Source organism: Rhizobium sp. 01T417 (assembly GCF_056398905.1).
In genome coordinates this window covers 1-14818 of sequence record NZ_JBFTQH010000011.1, presented here as the reverse complement: position 1 = coordinate 14818, position 14818 = coordinate 1, and the positions used below count along the sequence as shown (strand labels likewise).

Annotated in this window: 15 protein-coding genes and 1 pseudogene; 3 read left to right on the top strand and 13 right to left on the bottom strand. The window is 60.7% G+C overall.

Translation table 11 applies throughout. The features are described 5' to 3' along the window. Positions 1–72: 72 nt before the first annotated feature. Positions 73–1095: an extracellular catalytic domain type 1 short-chain-length polyhydroxyalkanoate depolymerase gene (locus AC1DPR_RS13390; protein ID WP_477816462.1), complete on the bottom strand. Its 1023-nt coding sequence runs from the start codon at positions 1093–1095 to the stop codon at positions 73–75. Positions 1096–1358: 263 nt separating this feature from the next. On the opposite strand from AC1DPR_RS13390, the gene AC1DPR_RS13385 reads away from it, so the two are divergent. Further along, entirely contained in the window at positions 1359–1604 is a 246-nt protein-coding gene (locus tag AC1DPR_RS13385; RefSeq protein ID WP_113162279.1) for a hypothetical protein, read from the top strand. Positions 1605–1726: 122 nt separating this feature from the next. Here AC1DPR_RS13385 and AC1DPR_RS13380 read toward each other — a convergent pair whose 3' ends face one another. The 10 genes from AC1DPR_RS13380 to AC1DPR_RS13335 all read right to left on the bottom strand — a co-directional run bounded on the left by AC1DPR_RS13380 (position 1727) and on the right by AC1DPR_RS13335 (position 12426). Next, positions 1727–2761 carry a Gfo/Idh/MocA family protein gene (locus tag AC1DPR_RS13380; RefSeq protein WP_477816461.1) on the bottom strand — a complete coding sequence of 345 codons (1035 nt, stop codon included), beginning with the start codon at positions 2759–2761 and terminating at the stop codon, positions 1727–1729. Positions 2762–2861: 100 nt separating this feature from the next. After that, positions 2862–3929 (bottom strand): ABC transporter ATP-binding protein, encoded by a 1068-nt coding sequence (locus tag AC1DPR_RS13375; RefSeq protein ID WP_477816460.1) that lies wholly within the window; start codon positions 3927–3929, stop codon positions 2862–2864. A 4-nt stretch (positions 3930–3933) separates the two neighbouring features. Beyond that, positions 3934–5157: an AGE family epimerase/isomerase gene (locus AC1DPR_RS13370; RefSeq protein ID WP_477816459.1), complete on the bottom strand. Its 1224-nt coding sequence runs from the start codon at positions 5155–5157 to the stop codon at positions 3934–3936. A 5-nt stretch (positions 5158–5162) separates the two neighbouring features. Then, positions 5163–6059, bottom strand: a complete 897-nt coding sequence (locus AC1DPR_RS13365; protein ID WP_245307757.1) for a carbohydrate ABC transporter permease — start codon at positions 6057–6059, stop codon at positions 5163–5165. Further along, on the bottom strand, positions 6056–6943 hold the full coding sequence (locus AC1DPR_RS13360) for a carbohydrate ABC transporter permease (protein WP_113489362.1): 888 nt from the start codon (positions 6941–6943) through the stop codon (positions 6056–6058). Before AC1DPR_RS13360 ends, AC1DPR_RS13365 begins: the two co-directional genes overlap by 4 nt. Before the next feature lie 119 nt (positions 6944–7062). Continuing rightward, positions 7063–8373 (bottom strand): ABC transporter substrate-binding protein, encoded by a 1311-nt coding sequence (locus AC1DPR_RS13355; RefSeq protein ID WP_477816458.1) that lies wholly within the window; start codon positions 8371–8373, stop codon positions 7063–7065. 103 nt (positions 8374–8476) lie between these two features. Next, positions 8477–9727: a neutral/alkaline non-lysosomal ceramidase N-terminal domain-containing protein gene (locus tag AC1DPR_RS13350; protein ID WP_477816457.1), complete on the bottom strand. Its 1251-nt coding sequence runs from the start codon at positions 9725–9727 to the stop codon at positions 8477–8479. Then, a complete protein-coding gene (locus AC1DPR_RS13345) occupies positions 9724–10866 on the bottom strand; it encodes an N-acetylglucosamine-6-phosphate deacetylase (protein ID WP_477816456.1) in 1143 nt (380 codons plus the stop codon). The genes AC1DPR_RS13350 and AC1DPR_RS13345 overlap by 4 nt, the downstream gene beginning before the upstream one ends. Beyond that, positions 10866–11645 (bottom strand): sugar isomerase domain-containing protein, encoded by a 780-nt coding sequence (locus AC1DPR_RS13340; protein ID WP_477816455.1) that lies wholly within the window; start codon positions 11643–11645, stop codon positions 10866–10868. The genes AC1DPR_RS13345 and AC1DPR_RS13340 overlap by 1 nt, the downstream gene beginning before the upstream one ends. Further along, a complete protein-coding gene (locus AC1DPR_RS13335) occupies positions 11638–12426 on the bottom strand; it encodes a 6-phosphogluconolactonase (RefSeq protein WP_477816454.1) in 789 nt (262 codons plus the stop codon). Before AC1DPR_RS13335 ends, AC1DPR_RS13340 begins: the two co-directional genes overlap by 8 nt. A gap of 208 nt (positions 12427–12634) precedes the next feature. Between AC1DPR_RS13335 and AC1DPR_RS13330 the strand changes: the two genes are divergently transcribed. Next, positions 12635–13627 carry a LacI family DNA-binding transcriptional regulator gene (locus tag AC1DPR_RS13330; RefSeq protein WP_018859985.1) on the top strand — a complete coding sequence of 331 codons (993 nt, stop codon included), beginning with the start codon at positions 12635–12637 and terminating at the stop codon, positions 13625–13627. Positions 13628–13673: 46 nt separating this feature from the next. Here the strand turns inward: AC1DPR_RS13330 and AC1DPR_RS13325 are convergent. Next, positions 13674–13957, bottom strand: a pseudogene (locus AC1DPR_RS13325) (type II toxin-antitoxin system HipA family toxin); the annotation flags it as partial. Between the two features lie 151 nt (positions 13958–14108). Between AC1DPR_RS13325 and AC1DPR_RS13320 the strand changes: the two are divergent. Next, entirely contained in the window at positions 14109–14345 is a 237-nt protein-coding gene (locus AC1DPR_RS13320; RefSeq protein WP_477816453.1) for a type II toxin-antitoxin system prevent-host-death family antitoxin, read from the top strand. A 135-nt stretch (positions 14346–14480) separates the two neighbouring features. Here the strand turns inward: AC1DPR_RS13320 and AC1DPR_RS13315 are convergent. Then, positions 14481–14818 (bottom strand): LysR substrate-binding domain-containing protein (locus tag AC1DPR_RS13315; protein WP_477816452.1); only part of this gene is annotated, 338 nt, incomplete at its 5' end.

Below are 14818 nucleotides of genomic sequence, written 5' to 3'. Positions count from 1 at the left end.
CGTCAGGGAGGCTGCGACAGTCCGCCATTTCTTCCCTACGCGACCGGACACGCGTCGAAACAACGCGTCGGATCAATCGGCACGCCAGGATCGCAACCCCCATGCTCGCATGAGTTCCAATGGCGCAGACAGTTCCGACGGCAGGACGTAAGCATCAGCTACCCTCTCCTTCTGATTTGAGAACCTTCGCGGCAACCCATGCCCCAGCCCGTGAACCGAATAGAATGACAGCTGCAGACGGTCTCCCCGTTTCCATTCCTCGAGAGTGCCCCATGGCATCTGTTTCGTTCGCCCGACCGCTTTGTCCATGCCCGCCGCTTCGAGCCATTGCGAGACCAAGGCGCGTCCATTGAGCGGATTCACGACACTGTCAGCCGTTCCATGCCATACCGAGATCGGTGGCCATTCTTTCGTGTTTGGAGAAGCGCTGCGCACCAGGTCGCCCCACTGCTGAGGCTCTCGCTTGATACCGGACCTCATGCCGCGCATAGCCGATATTGCATCCCTTGCCGCGCCGAACGGCATCCCGGCGAAAATGGCAGCACCAGCAAAAAGATCGGGATAGGTGGCGACGAGCGCCGAAGTCATGGCTCCGCCGGCAGATAGGCCCGCAACGTAGACCCTGGACCGATCTACTCGATGGTGGCGGCATGTGTACTCGATCATCTGGCGGACCGACATCAACTCGCCACGGTCCCGCGCCACCGCGCTCGGCCGAAACCAATTGAAGCATCGCTGCGGATTGTTCGTCTCGTTCTGCTGAGGATAAAGGAGAACAAAACCCCGCAGTGCAGCGAATTTGGAGAATCCGGCTCCCGTATCCAGGCTTTCGGGCGTCTGCCTGCAGCCATGCAGGACCACGACCAATGGCGGCTTTGCCGGCAATTTGCCGGGTACGAAGAGCTTCATCGTCAACCGTCCTGGATTGCTACCGAACCCGGTCACTTCGCTGAGCTTCGGCTTCGCTGCGACCGGGCTGCGCGATTTTCTGGATACGGTTCGGGTCGGTGTGCGAAGCGCCTTTGCAAGCAATTTTCGATACATTTTCTGCGATTTCAGCAGCCTGGAAAATGACCTCGGCAGTTTGAATGTCATCTGAAAACGCCCTCCGTCGGCGTCATCGGCGCTCCCCCGCGGCGTGAATTGGCACCGCCACCGACAGACAAGTGAAGCCAGCCTATGGGATCAAAAGCTCTTTCAGAAGACCGAAACGGACAACTCACCTATGCGTTCGATCCTTCGTGGCTTTCGACGGTCTGCAATGTCGAGGCCGATGTTTGCGTCCATTTCGTGATCGAGTCTCGGGATTGAAGATCTAGAATGTGGCACTACTTGTTCCCTGTTCGAAGGAGGCGGCAATGCAGGACACCGATTTTCTAATTCTCTCGAGAGCTGTCAGGCAGTGGTATCGGTACTACGACGTAGATCCGGACAAAGAGGCATCCAGGCTTCTTAACCACGCAGCAGTGAAGCTTTTCGACCAGGGCCATCGGTCGGTCGAAGGCATCGCCACGGTGTTGATCGAGACCTACGTTGGCCCGTGGCCGTCGTCAGTGAATATGAATAGGTCACCTGATCCAATAGGTGGACCCCAGTCCCATTGAAGCTCGCTCTCAACCTGTCGGAGAACCACAGCGCGTAACGCGCTGTGGTGAGCGCGAAACTGGATGGCGTAAATCCTGCGGTAGCCGGCGCCGCCGGCAGCGACCATTCTGCCGCGCCACCATCAGCGATCAAGCCGCGCGTCAGGAAGAGGTCGAGTGCCAGCCACCAGGACCGCGTCTATGAACCGGTGAGCGTTCAACGCATCATCGCCTTTGACGCGAAGCTGGCCGCCATTTTCGATCGCATCGATGAAATTTCCGATCAGTGCGCGGTGCATCTCATGGCCGAACGCCATCGGATTTGCCCCCGCTCCGCTTCCGATCGTTTCGCCACCCGCCATTTCCCTGGTGCCATCAACAAAGGCTGCATCCAATCTGTTACCCGTCAGGACTGCCGTACCTTTCGTACCGATCAATTCGATACGCTCCGGTAGTCCCGGATAGGCGCAAGTAGTCGCATTGAGCGATCCGATCGCGCCGCCTTCAAAAGAGAAGGCCGCCGTCACGAGGTCCTCCATCTCCATCCTGTGAATAGGGGTCGTGCGGACGAATGCGGAAATTGCTGCAGGCGTGCCCGCATAGTTCAGGAGCAGGTCGATCGTGTGAACACCTTGGGTGAGCAGCACACCACCGCCATCGCGCGACATCGTTCCGCGGCCTTCGGCGTCGTAATAGCTTTGCGGTCGCCAGTTGCGGATTGCAGCCGATGCCTCCACAAGATCGCCCAGGCGCCCGGACTTGACGATTTCATCGAGTTTGAGCGCCGCGTCGAGAAAGCGGTTTTGCAGTACCACCCCGAGGAGTACGCCGGCGTCTCTTGCCGCCCTTACGGTCGCTTCGGAGCGTTCGAGGGAAATGTCCAATGGTTTTTCGAGCAGAACATGTTTTCCGGCCGCTGCAGCGCGACGGACGAGTTCCAGGTGACTGCTCGGGGGCGTCAGGATCAGGATCGCCTTAATGGACAGATCCGCGAAGATCGCATCGAGGCTATCGCTCGTCGGGATGGTCGGAAATTGTTCGGCAAAGGCCTTTCGCCGGCCGGACGTCCGGCTGTACGCGGCCACGCATTCGATACGGTCGGAGAGATCCAGCAGGGCGCGGGCATGATGACCCGCCGCCATACCGAGCCCGATCATCGCGACCCTTGTCTTCGCCATTGTCCCGCTCCTCCTTCGTCGTCGCTCCCAGCCGAGGTCTTTTCGCCGCTTTCGGCTGTCATGCCCGAAGAGACATGGGCGGCATGGGCATCTCGATCTCCTATGGGAGCCGCATGCCTGATGCTGCGTTGAAAAGATGACTGTTTGCCGGCGCAAGCGTCAGATTGAGTACCTCGCCGGTCTTGATAGAGAGACGTTCGCGCAGCTGTGCGGAGATCTTCTGGCCGTCGAGAGTGCCTTGAACGAACGTCTCCGAGCCGGTGGGTTCGATATTGGTGACCACAATCGGAATGCCTTGCCCATCCGGCGCGATCGTGAGGTGTTCGGGACGGATGCCGTAGCTGACGGCGCCGCCGCATGCGACCGAAGCCTCATGCCCGACAGGCAGATGGATGCCGTTTTCCGTCACGACCGACTGACGGTCCTCACCGATCCTTGCCGACAGGAAATTCATCGACGGCGACCCGATGAAGCTCGCAACGAACATGTTGACCGGCCTGTCATAAAGGTCGAGGGGTGAACCGACCTGCTCGACGATACCGTCGCGCATGACGACGATGCGGTCGGCCATGGTCATAGCCTCGATCTGATCATGTGTGACGTAAACGGTCGTGGTCTTGAAGCGGGCGTGAATATCCTTCAATTCGGCACGCATCTGGACGCGCAGTTTGGCATCGAGATTGGAAAGCGGCTCGTCAAACAGGAAGACCTTGGGATTGCGCACGATCGCACGTCCCATGGCGACACGCTGGCGCTGGCCGCCGGAAAGCTGCTTGGGGTAACGCTGGAGATAGTCGGCAAGGCCGAGGATGCGCGCGGCATCGGCCACCCGCCTGGCGATCTCCTCCTTCGAGGTCTTGGCGAGCCGCAGCGAAAAGCCCATGTTCTCGGCAATCGTCATGTGCGGGTAGAGCGCATAATTCTGGAAGACCATGGCAATGTCACGGTTCTTCGGCTCGACATCGTTGATGACGCGGCCATCGATACGGATCGTGCCACCGGTAATCTCTTCGAGCCCCGCAATCATCCGCAGCAAGGTGGACTTGCCGCAGCCTGAAGGCCCGACCAGCACGACGAAGGCGCCGTCGGGCACTTCGACGGAAACACCCTTGATGGTTTCGAAGTCGCCATAGCTCTTGCGGACATTCTGGATTTCAACGGAAGCCATGGGTTTATCCTGAATTTCGAGTTGTCGTTTGGAGGCAATCGGCGGCGTGAATGGCCGCAAGCAGACTAAGACCGGTATGATAACCGGGGTCGAGGTCAGGTGTGGCGGGCACGAAGTCCACCGGCCCGTCCCTGGTCATGGTCTGGTAGGCGATCGGCGGCGTACCGCGCCAGTAACGCTCGAAGAAAGCGGCATGGGCTGCATTCCAAACCCGCAGGCTGCCGGCACTGCCGGTGCGCGCATGGGCAAGCGCAGCCGCCCGGATCGTTTCCGGGAGCGACCACCAGGGACAATAGGGGCTTTGTGCCTGACCGCTCGCAATCGAGACGGTCAATGCGATACCGGGCTCGACAAAACCCGTGTCGAAAGACGAGATAACGATGCGCTCCAATATCTCGATCAGTGCCGGATCGGCATTGTCATCGAGATAGTCAAACGCGAAACCGGCGAACTCGATGCCGTGGCCGACATTGCAGAGATCCTCCCCTGGCACATTGCGCAGCAGGCCCGTCACGGGGTCGAAGTGCCGGTCGATGACATGGGCGATGAAACGATCGGCAAATTCCAGATGAGCAGTATGGCCGAAGCGCTTCAGCATGCCTGCAGCGCCAAGCAGGATCATGCGCGGGCCGAAATCATCGGCCTGGTCGGCGAGACTGTCGAGTGACAGTGGACGACGCTCATCGATCTGGAAATGTCCACTCTCTATTGCAGCAATGACCCTGTCGAAATAGGCGAGATGATCGGCAAGGGCAGGCAGACTGTAGCGGCTTGCGGCTGCGACCAGCGCCTTGGCGACGAAGGCGTCTGAATAGGAATAGATCAGAGCCGGCTTCTCTTGCGCGAAGGTGCGGTTGGTGCCGTCCGCATAAATCGCGTCCATCGCGCGGTCGTAGCAGAAATAGGCATGGCCGTCCGACATCTGCAAAGCCGCCAGAACATCGTAAAGACGCCGACCGGCAGCATCGAGCTTTTCGGCCAGTGGCGGCAGTTCCCGCTCGAAGAACCCGGCGTGGCCGACCAGTGCTTCCAACCCACGTCCCTGGATCCAGCCATAGGTGTAATCCGGGCCGCGCATGCCGTCTTGCCCGCTATAGTCTTTCAGCGTCAGACTATTCTGCTTTGTATTCAAGAACCCGCCGCCGAGCACGGGTCGCTGCAGCACCCAATAAAGCGTGCCGGCATTGGCCGCGACATAGGTCTTGCGTGCCTCGTCGAAGAAGGCCATTGCCGTTACTCCTTGAGACCGGTGCTGGCGACGCCCTGAACGAAGTTCCTTCGCAGGATGACAAACAGCAAGATGGATGGGATGAGGACGATGGCGGAAGCGGCGCTGAGGCGCCCAAGATCGACGGTGAAGCCGGTCTGGAAGAGTGCAAGGCCCACTTCGATCGTATAGCTCGACCTCGTCGTCGCCACGATGATCGGCCAGGCGAAGGCGGTCCAGGCCTGGAAGAAGGCGAGCACGGCAAGAGCCCCGAGCGCGCCACGAAGCAGCGGCAGCACAATGCGGAAGAAGATCCAGAACTCACCGGCGCCATCGATGCGCGCGGCCTCGAGAAGCTCGTCCGGGATCGAATGGATGACATTCTGGCGGATGAGAAAGATGCCGAAGCTCATCACCAGGTAACCGAGCAGCAGGCCCCAGACGGAGTTGAGGATACCGAGGCTCTTGGCCTCGAAATAGAGCGGGATCATGTAGACTTCGAACGGCACGATCGCGGTTGCCAGGAACAGCGCGAAGAGGATGTTCATCGTCCGGAAACGGAATTTGCCAAAAACGTAGCCGGCAATCGCCGAGGTCGCGACGATCGCAATCGTCGACATCACCGCGAATGCGATGCTGTTGCCGATCCAGTGGATAAGCGGCGTGTCAGCAAGAACCGTCTTGAAATTGGCGGTCGTCGGGTCGTGCGGAATGACGGTCGGTGGCCAGGCCAGCATTTCCGCCGGCGTCTTGAAGGCATTTGCAACCAGGAAGACGAGCGGCAGCAACATCAGGATCGAGACGGTCAACAGGAACACGTCGATCGCAAGGTTGGTCAGCTTTTTCTTGCGGCGCAGGCGCCGTCCCTCTGCCAACTCGTCGGCAGTCGGTTCGACATGGAGCATGGCGAGTTCGACAGTCATGCCCTGCCCCTTTCTCTCAGCATGGAGAACTGGATCAGCGTCAACACCAGGACGATAACGAGCAACACGACGGCCTCGGAAGCGGCATAGCCGACGCGATAATTGCGGAAACTGTTTTCCAGCATGTCGAGTACGAGCACCCGCACCTGGCGCCCGGGCGCGCCTTGCGCATCGGAAGCAAGGACGAAGGCCTGGGCATAAACGTTGAAGCCCGAAACCAGCGTCACGACCGAAACGTAAAGGGTGATTGGCTTCAGCATCGGGATCGACAGGTACCAGAAGCTCTGCGGTCCCGAGGCGCCATCGAGTTTGGCGGCCTCGTAAAGCGAAACCGGCAAGCTCTTGAAGCCGACCAGATAGATCAGCACCGCATAGCCGAGTGCTTGCCAGGAGCACAGCACGATGATGCAGATGACCGAGAGGACCGGATCAAACAGCCAGTTCTGCGCTGGAATGCCGAAGAAGGTCAGCATTGCATTGAGCGGCCCGAGACGGGCATCGAAGATCCACTTCCAGGCCATTGCGGCCGGGACCAGCGACACGACATGGGGAATAAACACCGCGGTTTCGTAAAACCCGGCCATGCGTGAGCGCGTGCGGTGGAAGATCAACGCGGCAATGATCAGCGCCATCGGGATGGTCAGGATCAGCACCCCGAAGGCAATGATCGTGGTGTTGACCAACGCATCCAGAAACAGGTGATCGCCAGTCAACTCGCGAAAATTGGCAAGCCCGATGAAGGGCTTGTTCTTCGACAGGATGTTCCACTGGAAAAGGCTGAGCCTCAACGTGTCGACAATTGGATAAAGCCGCACATAGGCAAAGATCGCCAATGTCGGCAGGATCGCGAGGATCGCAAAGAGGAATCGTTTGCGCTTCAGCATTCAGGTGACCTCGTAGACGAGCGGCTTCGCACACGGGGGCGCAAACCCCGACCCTTTGAAGCGCCCGGAACAATGTCACGTTGTCCCGGGCGGGCAATGTTGACGAAAACTGCCAGCGACTATTTCGCAAGCAGGCCTTCGCGGTCGAGGATGGTGTCCACTTCGTCGCTCGTCTTCTTCAGGAAAGCATCGATCTTGGCATCGTCGGCAGCAAGCGACGGATCGGCAAAGGCGACGACGAGCTGGGCGGCGACCCGGGTGAGGATTTCCTCGATCGGGCCGATCGATGGCAGCGTGAAGAACTTGTAGCCTTCGGGATAGTCGACAAAGGCCGCAAAGGCCGGCTGCTTGGAGGTGACCGACGCATAATCGACGCCCGAACGGTTCGGCAGCCAGCCGACATTCTGCAGCAGCCAGACGAGGTTTTCCGGCGAGTTCGCAGCCATGGCGAATTCCCAGCCGAGCTTGGCCGCGTCTTCGTCGCCGACGACATAGAGATTGGTCGGCAACGCGATCGATCCCGTCGGAAGCGGCGCCGTCGCATATTTCAGGTCGGGCGCCTTTTGGGCAATGTCGCCGATGACCCAGGATTCGCGAATGAACATCGCGGTCTGCCCGCGCTCGAAGGCATCGGCATCGGCCGGCATTTCCGGCGTTACCGATTTGTCGGTGAAGACAAGTTCCAGATATTGCTTGAGCGCCTTGCGGCCCGCCTCATTGGCGAAATCCGTCTTCCACTTGCCGTCGCCGGCAGGAACAAGAATCGCGCCGCCGTACTGATGCATGTTGGTCCAAAATTTCTCGGCAATACCCTGGCCGCCCCCCGACAGACGCAAGCTCCAGCCGGAAACGGTCGGCTTGCCCGATCCATCGCGCTGGGTCAGCTTCCTGGCATATTCGGTGTATTCTTCCATGGTCTTCGGCGGCGTGGTCAGGCCGGCGGTCTTGAACATGTCGGTATTGTAGAAAAGCGAGCCCTGCCCGCGAAAGAGTGGAACGCCGTAGACCTTGCCGTCATAGCTGGCGATATCGGTGAAGAACCTATCGAAATTCTTGGGATCCTTGACGAAGGCGGAAATGTCTTCCGGCGCCTCCGGCAGGATGTCGTTTTCAAGGTAGCGGGTGGCAGTTGAGCCCGAGAGTTCGATGACGGTGGCGCCTTCCTGGCCACCGCCGGTCAGGCCGAGCGCCACCCGTTTCTCGTGCTCGCGCAGGGCAATCGCCTCCACCTTCACGTCGAGGTCCGGATGGCTGGCCTTCATCCCATCGGCGACGTGCTGGTAGAAGGGCGCCATTTCCGGATAGCCGCTCCAGACCGTCAGCGTTTCGGCAGAAGCCGCCGTCACGCCGGCAGTCAACGTGCCGGCAAGGGCTGCGCTCAGGAGCAATACCCGGGTGGAAATCCTGGTCGTGACTGATGCGTTTTTCATATTCTGTTCCCTTGTTGTTATTGACAAAAAGCTCTCATGCAACCGGTTGCGTGTCAAGCTTGCGTGGTTTTTGACGTTTACCTGTACCCCCCATGCTTCCTCCTCAATTGTCGGTCGCAAGTGCGATCGCGCATCCGGCAAGCGCTTCTGCGGCGCCCGGGGCAAAGCTCATCGGCAGCCCGTAATAGCGGTGCGCCTCATCGACCTCGTAGCCACCGAACCGAAACTCGCTCGCCGGCGGGATGTAACCCGGATTGTCATCTGCAAAACCGATGACGAAGGCAGGCCTGTCGCGTCCGAGCGCAGCACGGATGGACAGTGCCGTCTCGGCAAAGATTTCTCCTGGCAAGGCGACAACAGGCACACCACCCCAGTCGAGAACCGTAACGCGCGCGGCAATGGGTTCAGGCATTACCTGCGCAATGGTTTTTGCCCAGTCGGCCCAATAGCTGAGCAGCGCTTTGTGTGCCGGTTCAGCGGTCAGAGCCTCAGTCCGCCAGCGTTGTTCAAGGGCAGCGGCTGTTTCCGTTTCGCGCCGCTCAAAGCCAAGCGCAACGGTGCCGTTGCGCGCGCTCGCCCGATCGGACACCGGCTGTTCTTCGGCATGAAGCGCAGCTTCGGCGATCCTGCGGCCGACCTGACCGGCCGTATCGAACGTGCGGTCCTGACTGGCCGAGAGCGTGATCGAGGCATGGGCAGAGTGACCGGTATTGGCGTCACCGACGCAGCCGGTCGTGAACAGTGCGACGCTCCCCGGATATGCTTCTTCAAGGGCCTGACGGACGAAATGCGGATAGTCCGCAGTCCAATGGCGATTGTCGGCGCCCAAAACGACCGGATGGCAGGCATAGGCGGTAACAACCGCGATCATCGCGCCGTCCTCGCCGCAGATACGCAGCACCGGCAGGCATGTGTCCACCGGCCCGCCGGGGTGGCGCCTGTTGCGGGCGACCCCCGGGTCGCTGCCCTGCCCGACCGTGATCCGCGCTGGCCTTCGCAGGGAGACCGCCTTGTCGATCACTGCCACGCAGGCATCTTCCAGTCGCTCCAGATAGGTCAGATCGGCGGCGACGCTCAGCCTCCCCGCCATCGAAACCGGGCCCCCGTGCGTGTGAAGAGCCGCCACGACGATGTTTTCGGCTGGGAGCGCACACCGCTTGCGGATCCGTGCGCTCATCGCTGCATCGATACCAATGACGTCGGCAACCACAATGGCAGTTTCGCCAATCACCACCGCACGGACCGTCAGGCCATCATGGACACCCTCGGCCGGCAGGCTCCGGGCCGCAAAGCCGGACATCGGCACGCCTGGCGTCGGAGTGATATCGATAATGGCAGCTCCGGCCCGGATCATCGGCAGAATGCCCTTTCACCGTGAACCCAGACCTCTTGGACCTGGAGCGTGCGATCGCCCTGCGACCAGTCGAAGCGGATGAGATCGGCCCTCGCACCAACATCCAGCCCCCCGCGCCCGCCGACGTACCGGCCGGGGTTGCGGGTGGCGAGCAAAAGCGCGTCCGCCAGAGGCATGCTGGCCATTTCGGCAGCGATCGCGACATTTGCCGAAAGCGGCAGGCTGGCGCCGGCAAGATAGGGAGTGCCGGCGACACCGATCCGGCCTTCCGGCGAGACCTCGACAGTGCCGCCGATCAATTGCTCGTAAAGTCCGGCCGGCATGCCGGCGAGCGCCACCATGTCGGATACGAGGAATGCCCGCTCCATGCCCTTGGCACGCAGCATGGCTTTGAACGTATCGGCCGACAGATGCCAGCCGTCGGCGATGAAGCTGGCAGTCAGGCGATCGTCAGCAAGCTGCGCCCAGATGACGTTCGGATGGCGTGGCAAGACGGCCGCCGCGCCATTGCCAAGATGCGTGGACAGGCTTGCGCCGGCGGCCGCCGCCGCGTGGATTTCATCGGGCGTCGCATCCGTATGGCCGAGTGCGACGAGGATGCCTTTTGCGCTCAGGGCCTTGATATAGTCGATACTGCCTTCCAGCTCCGGCGCGAGTGTCACCATGGTGACGAGATTGCCGGATACCTTCTGCCAGCGCTCAAATTCGGCCATGGAGGGTGGCCGGACATGCGCCAAGGGATGCGCGCCCCGCGGACCATCCATGCTTGAGATCGATGGGCCTTCGACATGCACTCCTGGCACCATCTCGGCGATCAGCCGGTGGCCGGCGCGGCTCTTGGCGATCACCTCGAGCGCCCGGAGGATCACCGATTCCGGGGCCGTGACGAGTGTTGGAAGAAAGGTGGTGACGCCGACGCTCAACAGTTCCTCGCAGAGCGACAGCATGACCTTTTCCGTCACGGCGCCGGCATTAAGGTCGAAGCCCCGAAACCCGTTGACCTGCAGGTCGATCAGGCCGCTAGAGAGATAGCTCTTGTCCGTCTTTTCTGCCGGTCGGATCGCGGCTATCGTCCCGTCGAGGATATCGATGCTGATACCCTTTTGGCTGCGAGGATCGATGCCGTCGACGGTGACCATCAGAGCGCCTTCACCCGACCCTGGAAATTTTCAATGAAGCGGGCGTTTGCCTCGTCGCCGCCCGGCGCGTTGCCGCTGCGCCAGACAGGCGGCTCGATGCCGCGCTCCGCGAGCCTCGCAACCGTGCGGATGACGAGGCAGTTCAGCGTGAAGGCGTTGGCGAAGGTGGAGACCGCCGCGATGTTTTCGCCCATGCCGGGCACGCGGACAATGGCATCGCCGATCGGCACCTTGCAGTCGATCGCGATGTCGACGATTTCGTGCAGATTCTGCTTTGTCGGGTGGCGGGCCGGATGATTGGGGGAGGTGTTGGCAGCATGCTGGAAAGAGCTGATGCCGATCAGGAAGACGCCGCGCCGGCGCGCTTCCAGCGCCGCATCGATCAATGCGGCATTGATCCCGTAAGCGTTTACCAGGATCAGCAGATCGCCCTCGCCGAGACGCTGATTGGTGATCACCACCTTGCCATAGCCTGGCGTGCGTTCGATCGCCATGGAGCGCAGCGCGCCGTTCGAAAGCAGCGTGCCTTCATCGAGGATGGCGCTGATGTGCATCAGCCCGCCGGCACGGAAGAAGACTTCCTGCGAGGCCAGATTCGAGTGACCACCCGGCCCGTAGATATGCACCAGGCGATCGACGGCGATCTGATCGGCAAGCTTTGACGCCGCCTGATCGAGCGGCCCCCTCTCCTCTTCCAGCACCCGGCGCATCAGCGCCTGCGTTGCAGCAAAATAATCGGCGCAAAGCGCATCGGCATCAATGGTGTCGGTCTCAGGCATCGGGGTCGGAGTCCCTGTCGATATAGAGGGTGCAGGCCTCATGGTTGCGCAGGATGCTGGCCGGGCAATTGGTGCTGAGTGGCCCGTAGAGGGTTTTCGACACGGCATCGCGCTTGACCGCGCCCGGCACGACGCAGAACAGACGACCTGCCCGCAGCAGGCGCGGCACGGTCAATGTAATGGCCCGGTGCGGTACCGATCCAAGGTCGGGAAAGCAATCGTCGTCCACCTGCTGCTGGCGGCAGACCTCGTCCAGCTCGACGATCTTCACGTCCAGAGGATCATTGAAATCTGCAACCGGCGGATCGTTGAAGGCGATGTGACCGTTCACACCGATGCCGAGGCAGATCAAGTCGATCGGCGCTTCGTTCATCAGCGAGGAATAGCGCGCGATCTCCGCCTCGGCATCCGGCTCCGGCGTGATACGGTGGACAGCGGCAAACGGCAGCCGCGTGAAGACATGGGCGTCGAGCCAATTGGCAAACCGCGCCGGCGCGGCCGGATCGAGGCCGACATATTCGTCCATATGGAATGCCGTCACCCGCCGCCACTCTATGCCTGGCTGAGTGACGAGCGCCGAAAGCATGTCGGCCTGGCTGGGGGCGGCCGCAAACACCATGCGCACGCTCGACTGCCGTGACAAACATCCAACGAGTGCGCCGGCAATGTCTGCGGCAGCGGCAGCCCCCATCTCGGCCCGTGTGGCGAAGCTTTCGACCGTCAGCCGGTCGATGACCCGGCTTGCTTGCGGCGACGGACGGTGAGCGGTGGCAGGGTTCAAATTGGTCTCCACGTCAGGACATGGGAACAGGCATCGCACAGCCGCAATGACGCAGGCGTCCAGTCAAGTTCCCTTTGTTCTCGTTGGAGGGAGAATTCCATGCAACCGGTTGCATGTCAAGCGATTGAGTGGCAGTGTGGGCCTGTTGATTGATGCGGCTCCGAACTTCGTGGTAAGCGGAGCCTGAGGGCAAGGGTTTCCGGTCACCATGATAAAGCGTGCCAAGGGCGTTACCATCAGTCAGGTCGCGGATGCGGCCGGCGTGGCGCGTTCCAGTGTGTCGCGCGCCTTTACGAGACCCGGGATGCTGCTGCCGGAAACCGTCGAAAGGATCATGAAGGCCGCCGAGGCACTCGGTTATGTTCCCAATCACACGGCCCGCGCGCTCAGCACGGGGCGGCACGGAAATGTCGGCCTCATCGTCCCCGATATCGCCAATCCCTTCTTCCCGCCCCTCATTCAGGCTGCCCAGCTCGAAGCGGACCGCTCTGATTTCTGCATCTTCCTCGGCAATACCGGCGAAAGCCCGAAGCAGGAAGACAAGCTCGTCGGGCGTTTCGCCGGCCAGGTCGAGGGTCTGGTGCTGGCGTCCTCGCGACTTTCGGAAGACCGTATCCGCGCCCATGCCGAAAAGTTGCCACTCGTGCTGATCAATCGCGATATCGCGGGCATTCCCCGTGTCCTCATCGACAGCAGCTCAGGCGTGCGCCAGGCTGTCGAGCATCTGGCGAAGCTCGGCCATCGCAGGATCGCCTATGTCAGCGGGCCGGCAAACTCCTGGTCGAACAAGCAGCGACGCGCGGCAATCCGCAGTGCGGCAACACCGGCCGGCATCGAGGTCGACATCGTGGCGGCAGCCCTGCCAAGCTACGAGTCCGGCCGCAATGTGGTCCAGGCGATCCTTTCGACTGGCGCGACAGCCGCTGTCGCCTTTGACGACGTGACGGCGCAGGGCGTTCTGGCCGGACTGTCCGAAAACCATGTCTCCGTACCAGCCGATTTCAGCCTCATCGGTTGCGATGACGTGCTGGGCGCCGTCACCTTTCCGGCACTCACCTCGGTTTCGAACCGGTCCGTCGAGGCGGGCCGCGTCGCCGTTTCGCTGCTTCTCGACATGCTGCAGTCCCATGCCATACGTGACGTGCGCTGCGTTCTTGAGACCCATCTCGTCTTGCGCAGTACAACCACTGCTGTCGCCTGATCAGTGCCGCAAGACCAGGCCTCGACCCAGATGTCTCAGAATTTTGCTAGTGCGCGTGCGTCGCAAGTATTGGCGTCATCATCTTGACGTGCGCGTCGGTCCGCTCGAGCACCTAATCGGAACGACCTCGCGCTCCGGCAGCATCCACCAGGTTTGGTTCACCCGCTCAACGGTTTTGGTCACCGCCTTGAAAGAGGCAGCCTTCGGCAAGCGCGCACGGTTAGCGAAGGCCATCCATCATTGCACGCTCATTGCCTTGAAGGAGCGTTCGCCAGCCAGCGACAGCGCCATTGCATCTGCCGGGATGTAAGGAATGGTCGAGAGCTTATCTGGTCTCGCCCAAACAGGACTTATCAGGATCACGAGACTCCGAGAAAACAGCGGCGCCTCGTTTCAAGCAAATACAGCATTGCTGTAATTGCTGGATTTCACAGCATCACTTTGATCATAGTCCGGGGAACGACTTCGAAGGATTAAAGAGATGGCCAGCCGAAACGGATCCTATACGACAAGCGATCTTTCGCGGAAATCCGGCGATATCATCGCCGAAGCGCTTCGTCATCCCGTGACGATCACTCAGCGCAGCAAACCGCGTCTCGTTATCTTGAACATAGAAGACTACGAGCGGCTCATGAAGGGCGCCGATGCCCGAGCGATCGGGTCGATCGACACCATGTCCGACGCCTTGTTCGCCGACATGGAGCGCGCGGTCGAATAATATGCTGATGACGACGAGGTCGGGCGATGAGTGTTTACGACGACATCCAGACCGCAGCCGTCATTCGCTATTCGGCCAGCGCTAACCCAGTGTGCCCTGCACCGACCGTCCCTGCCATCCGGCTAGGCTATGCTGTCAGCCGCGCCTTGCCAGCGACCGTGCGATATCGACGATATCATCGCGCCCAGCGGTTGGATCCTCTTTATTCCAGGCGATCCCAAGCCCGATCCTAAAGTCGATCCCGCTTACCTTCTTCAGCTCAAAGCCGCGATTGGGAAGATCAAGCGTCCATTCCGGTGCAAAGCCGATACCAAGCCCGGCAGAGACCAGCGACACCAGCGCATAGGTGTCATCGCAGCTGAAGGCAATGTTGGCGGTGAGGTCGTATTCGGCGAACTTCTCATTGAAGTAGCGTTCCGTGAACGACAGGTTCTGCCGATTGAAGGCGATGATCTTCTGAGTGCGCAGATGAT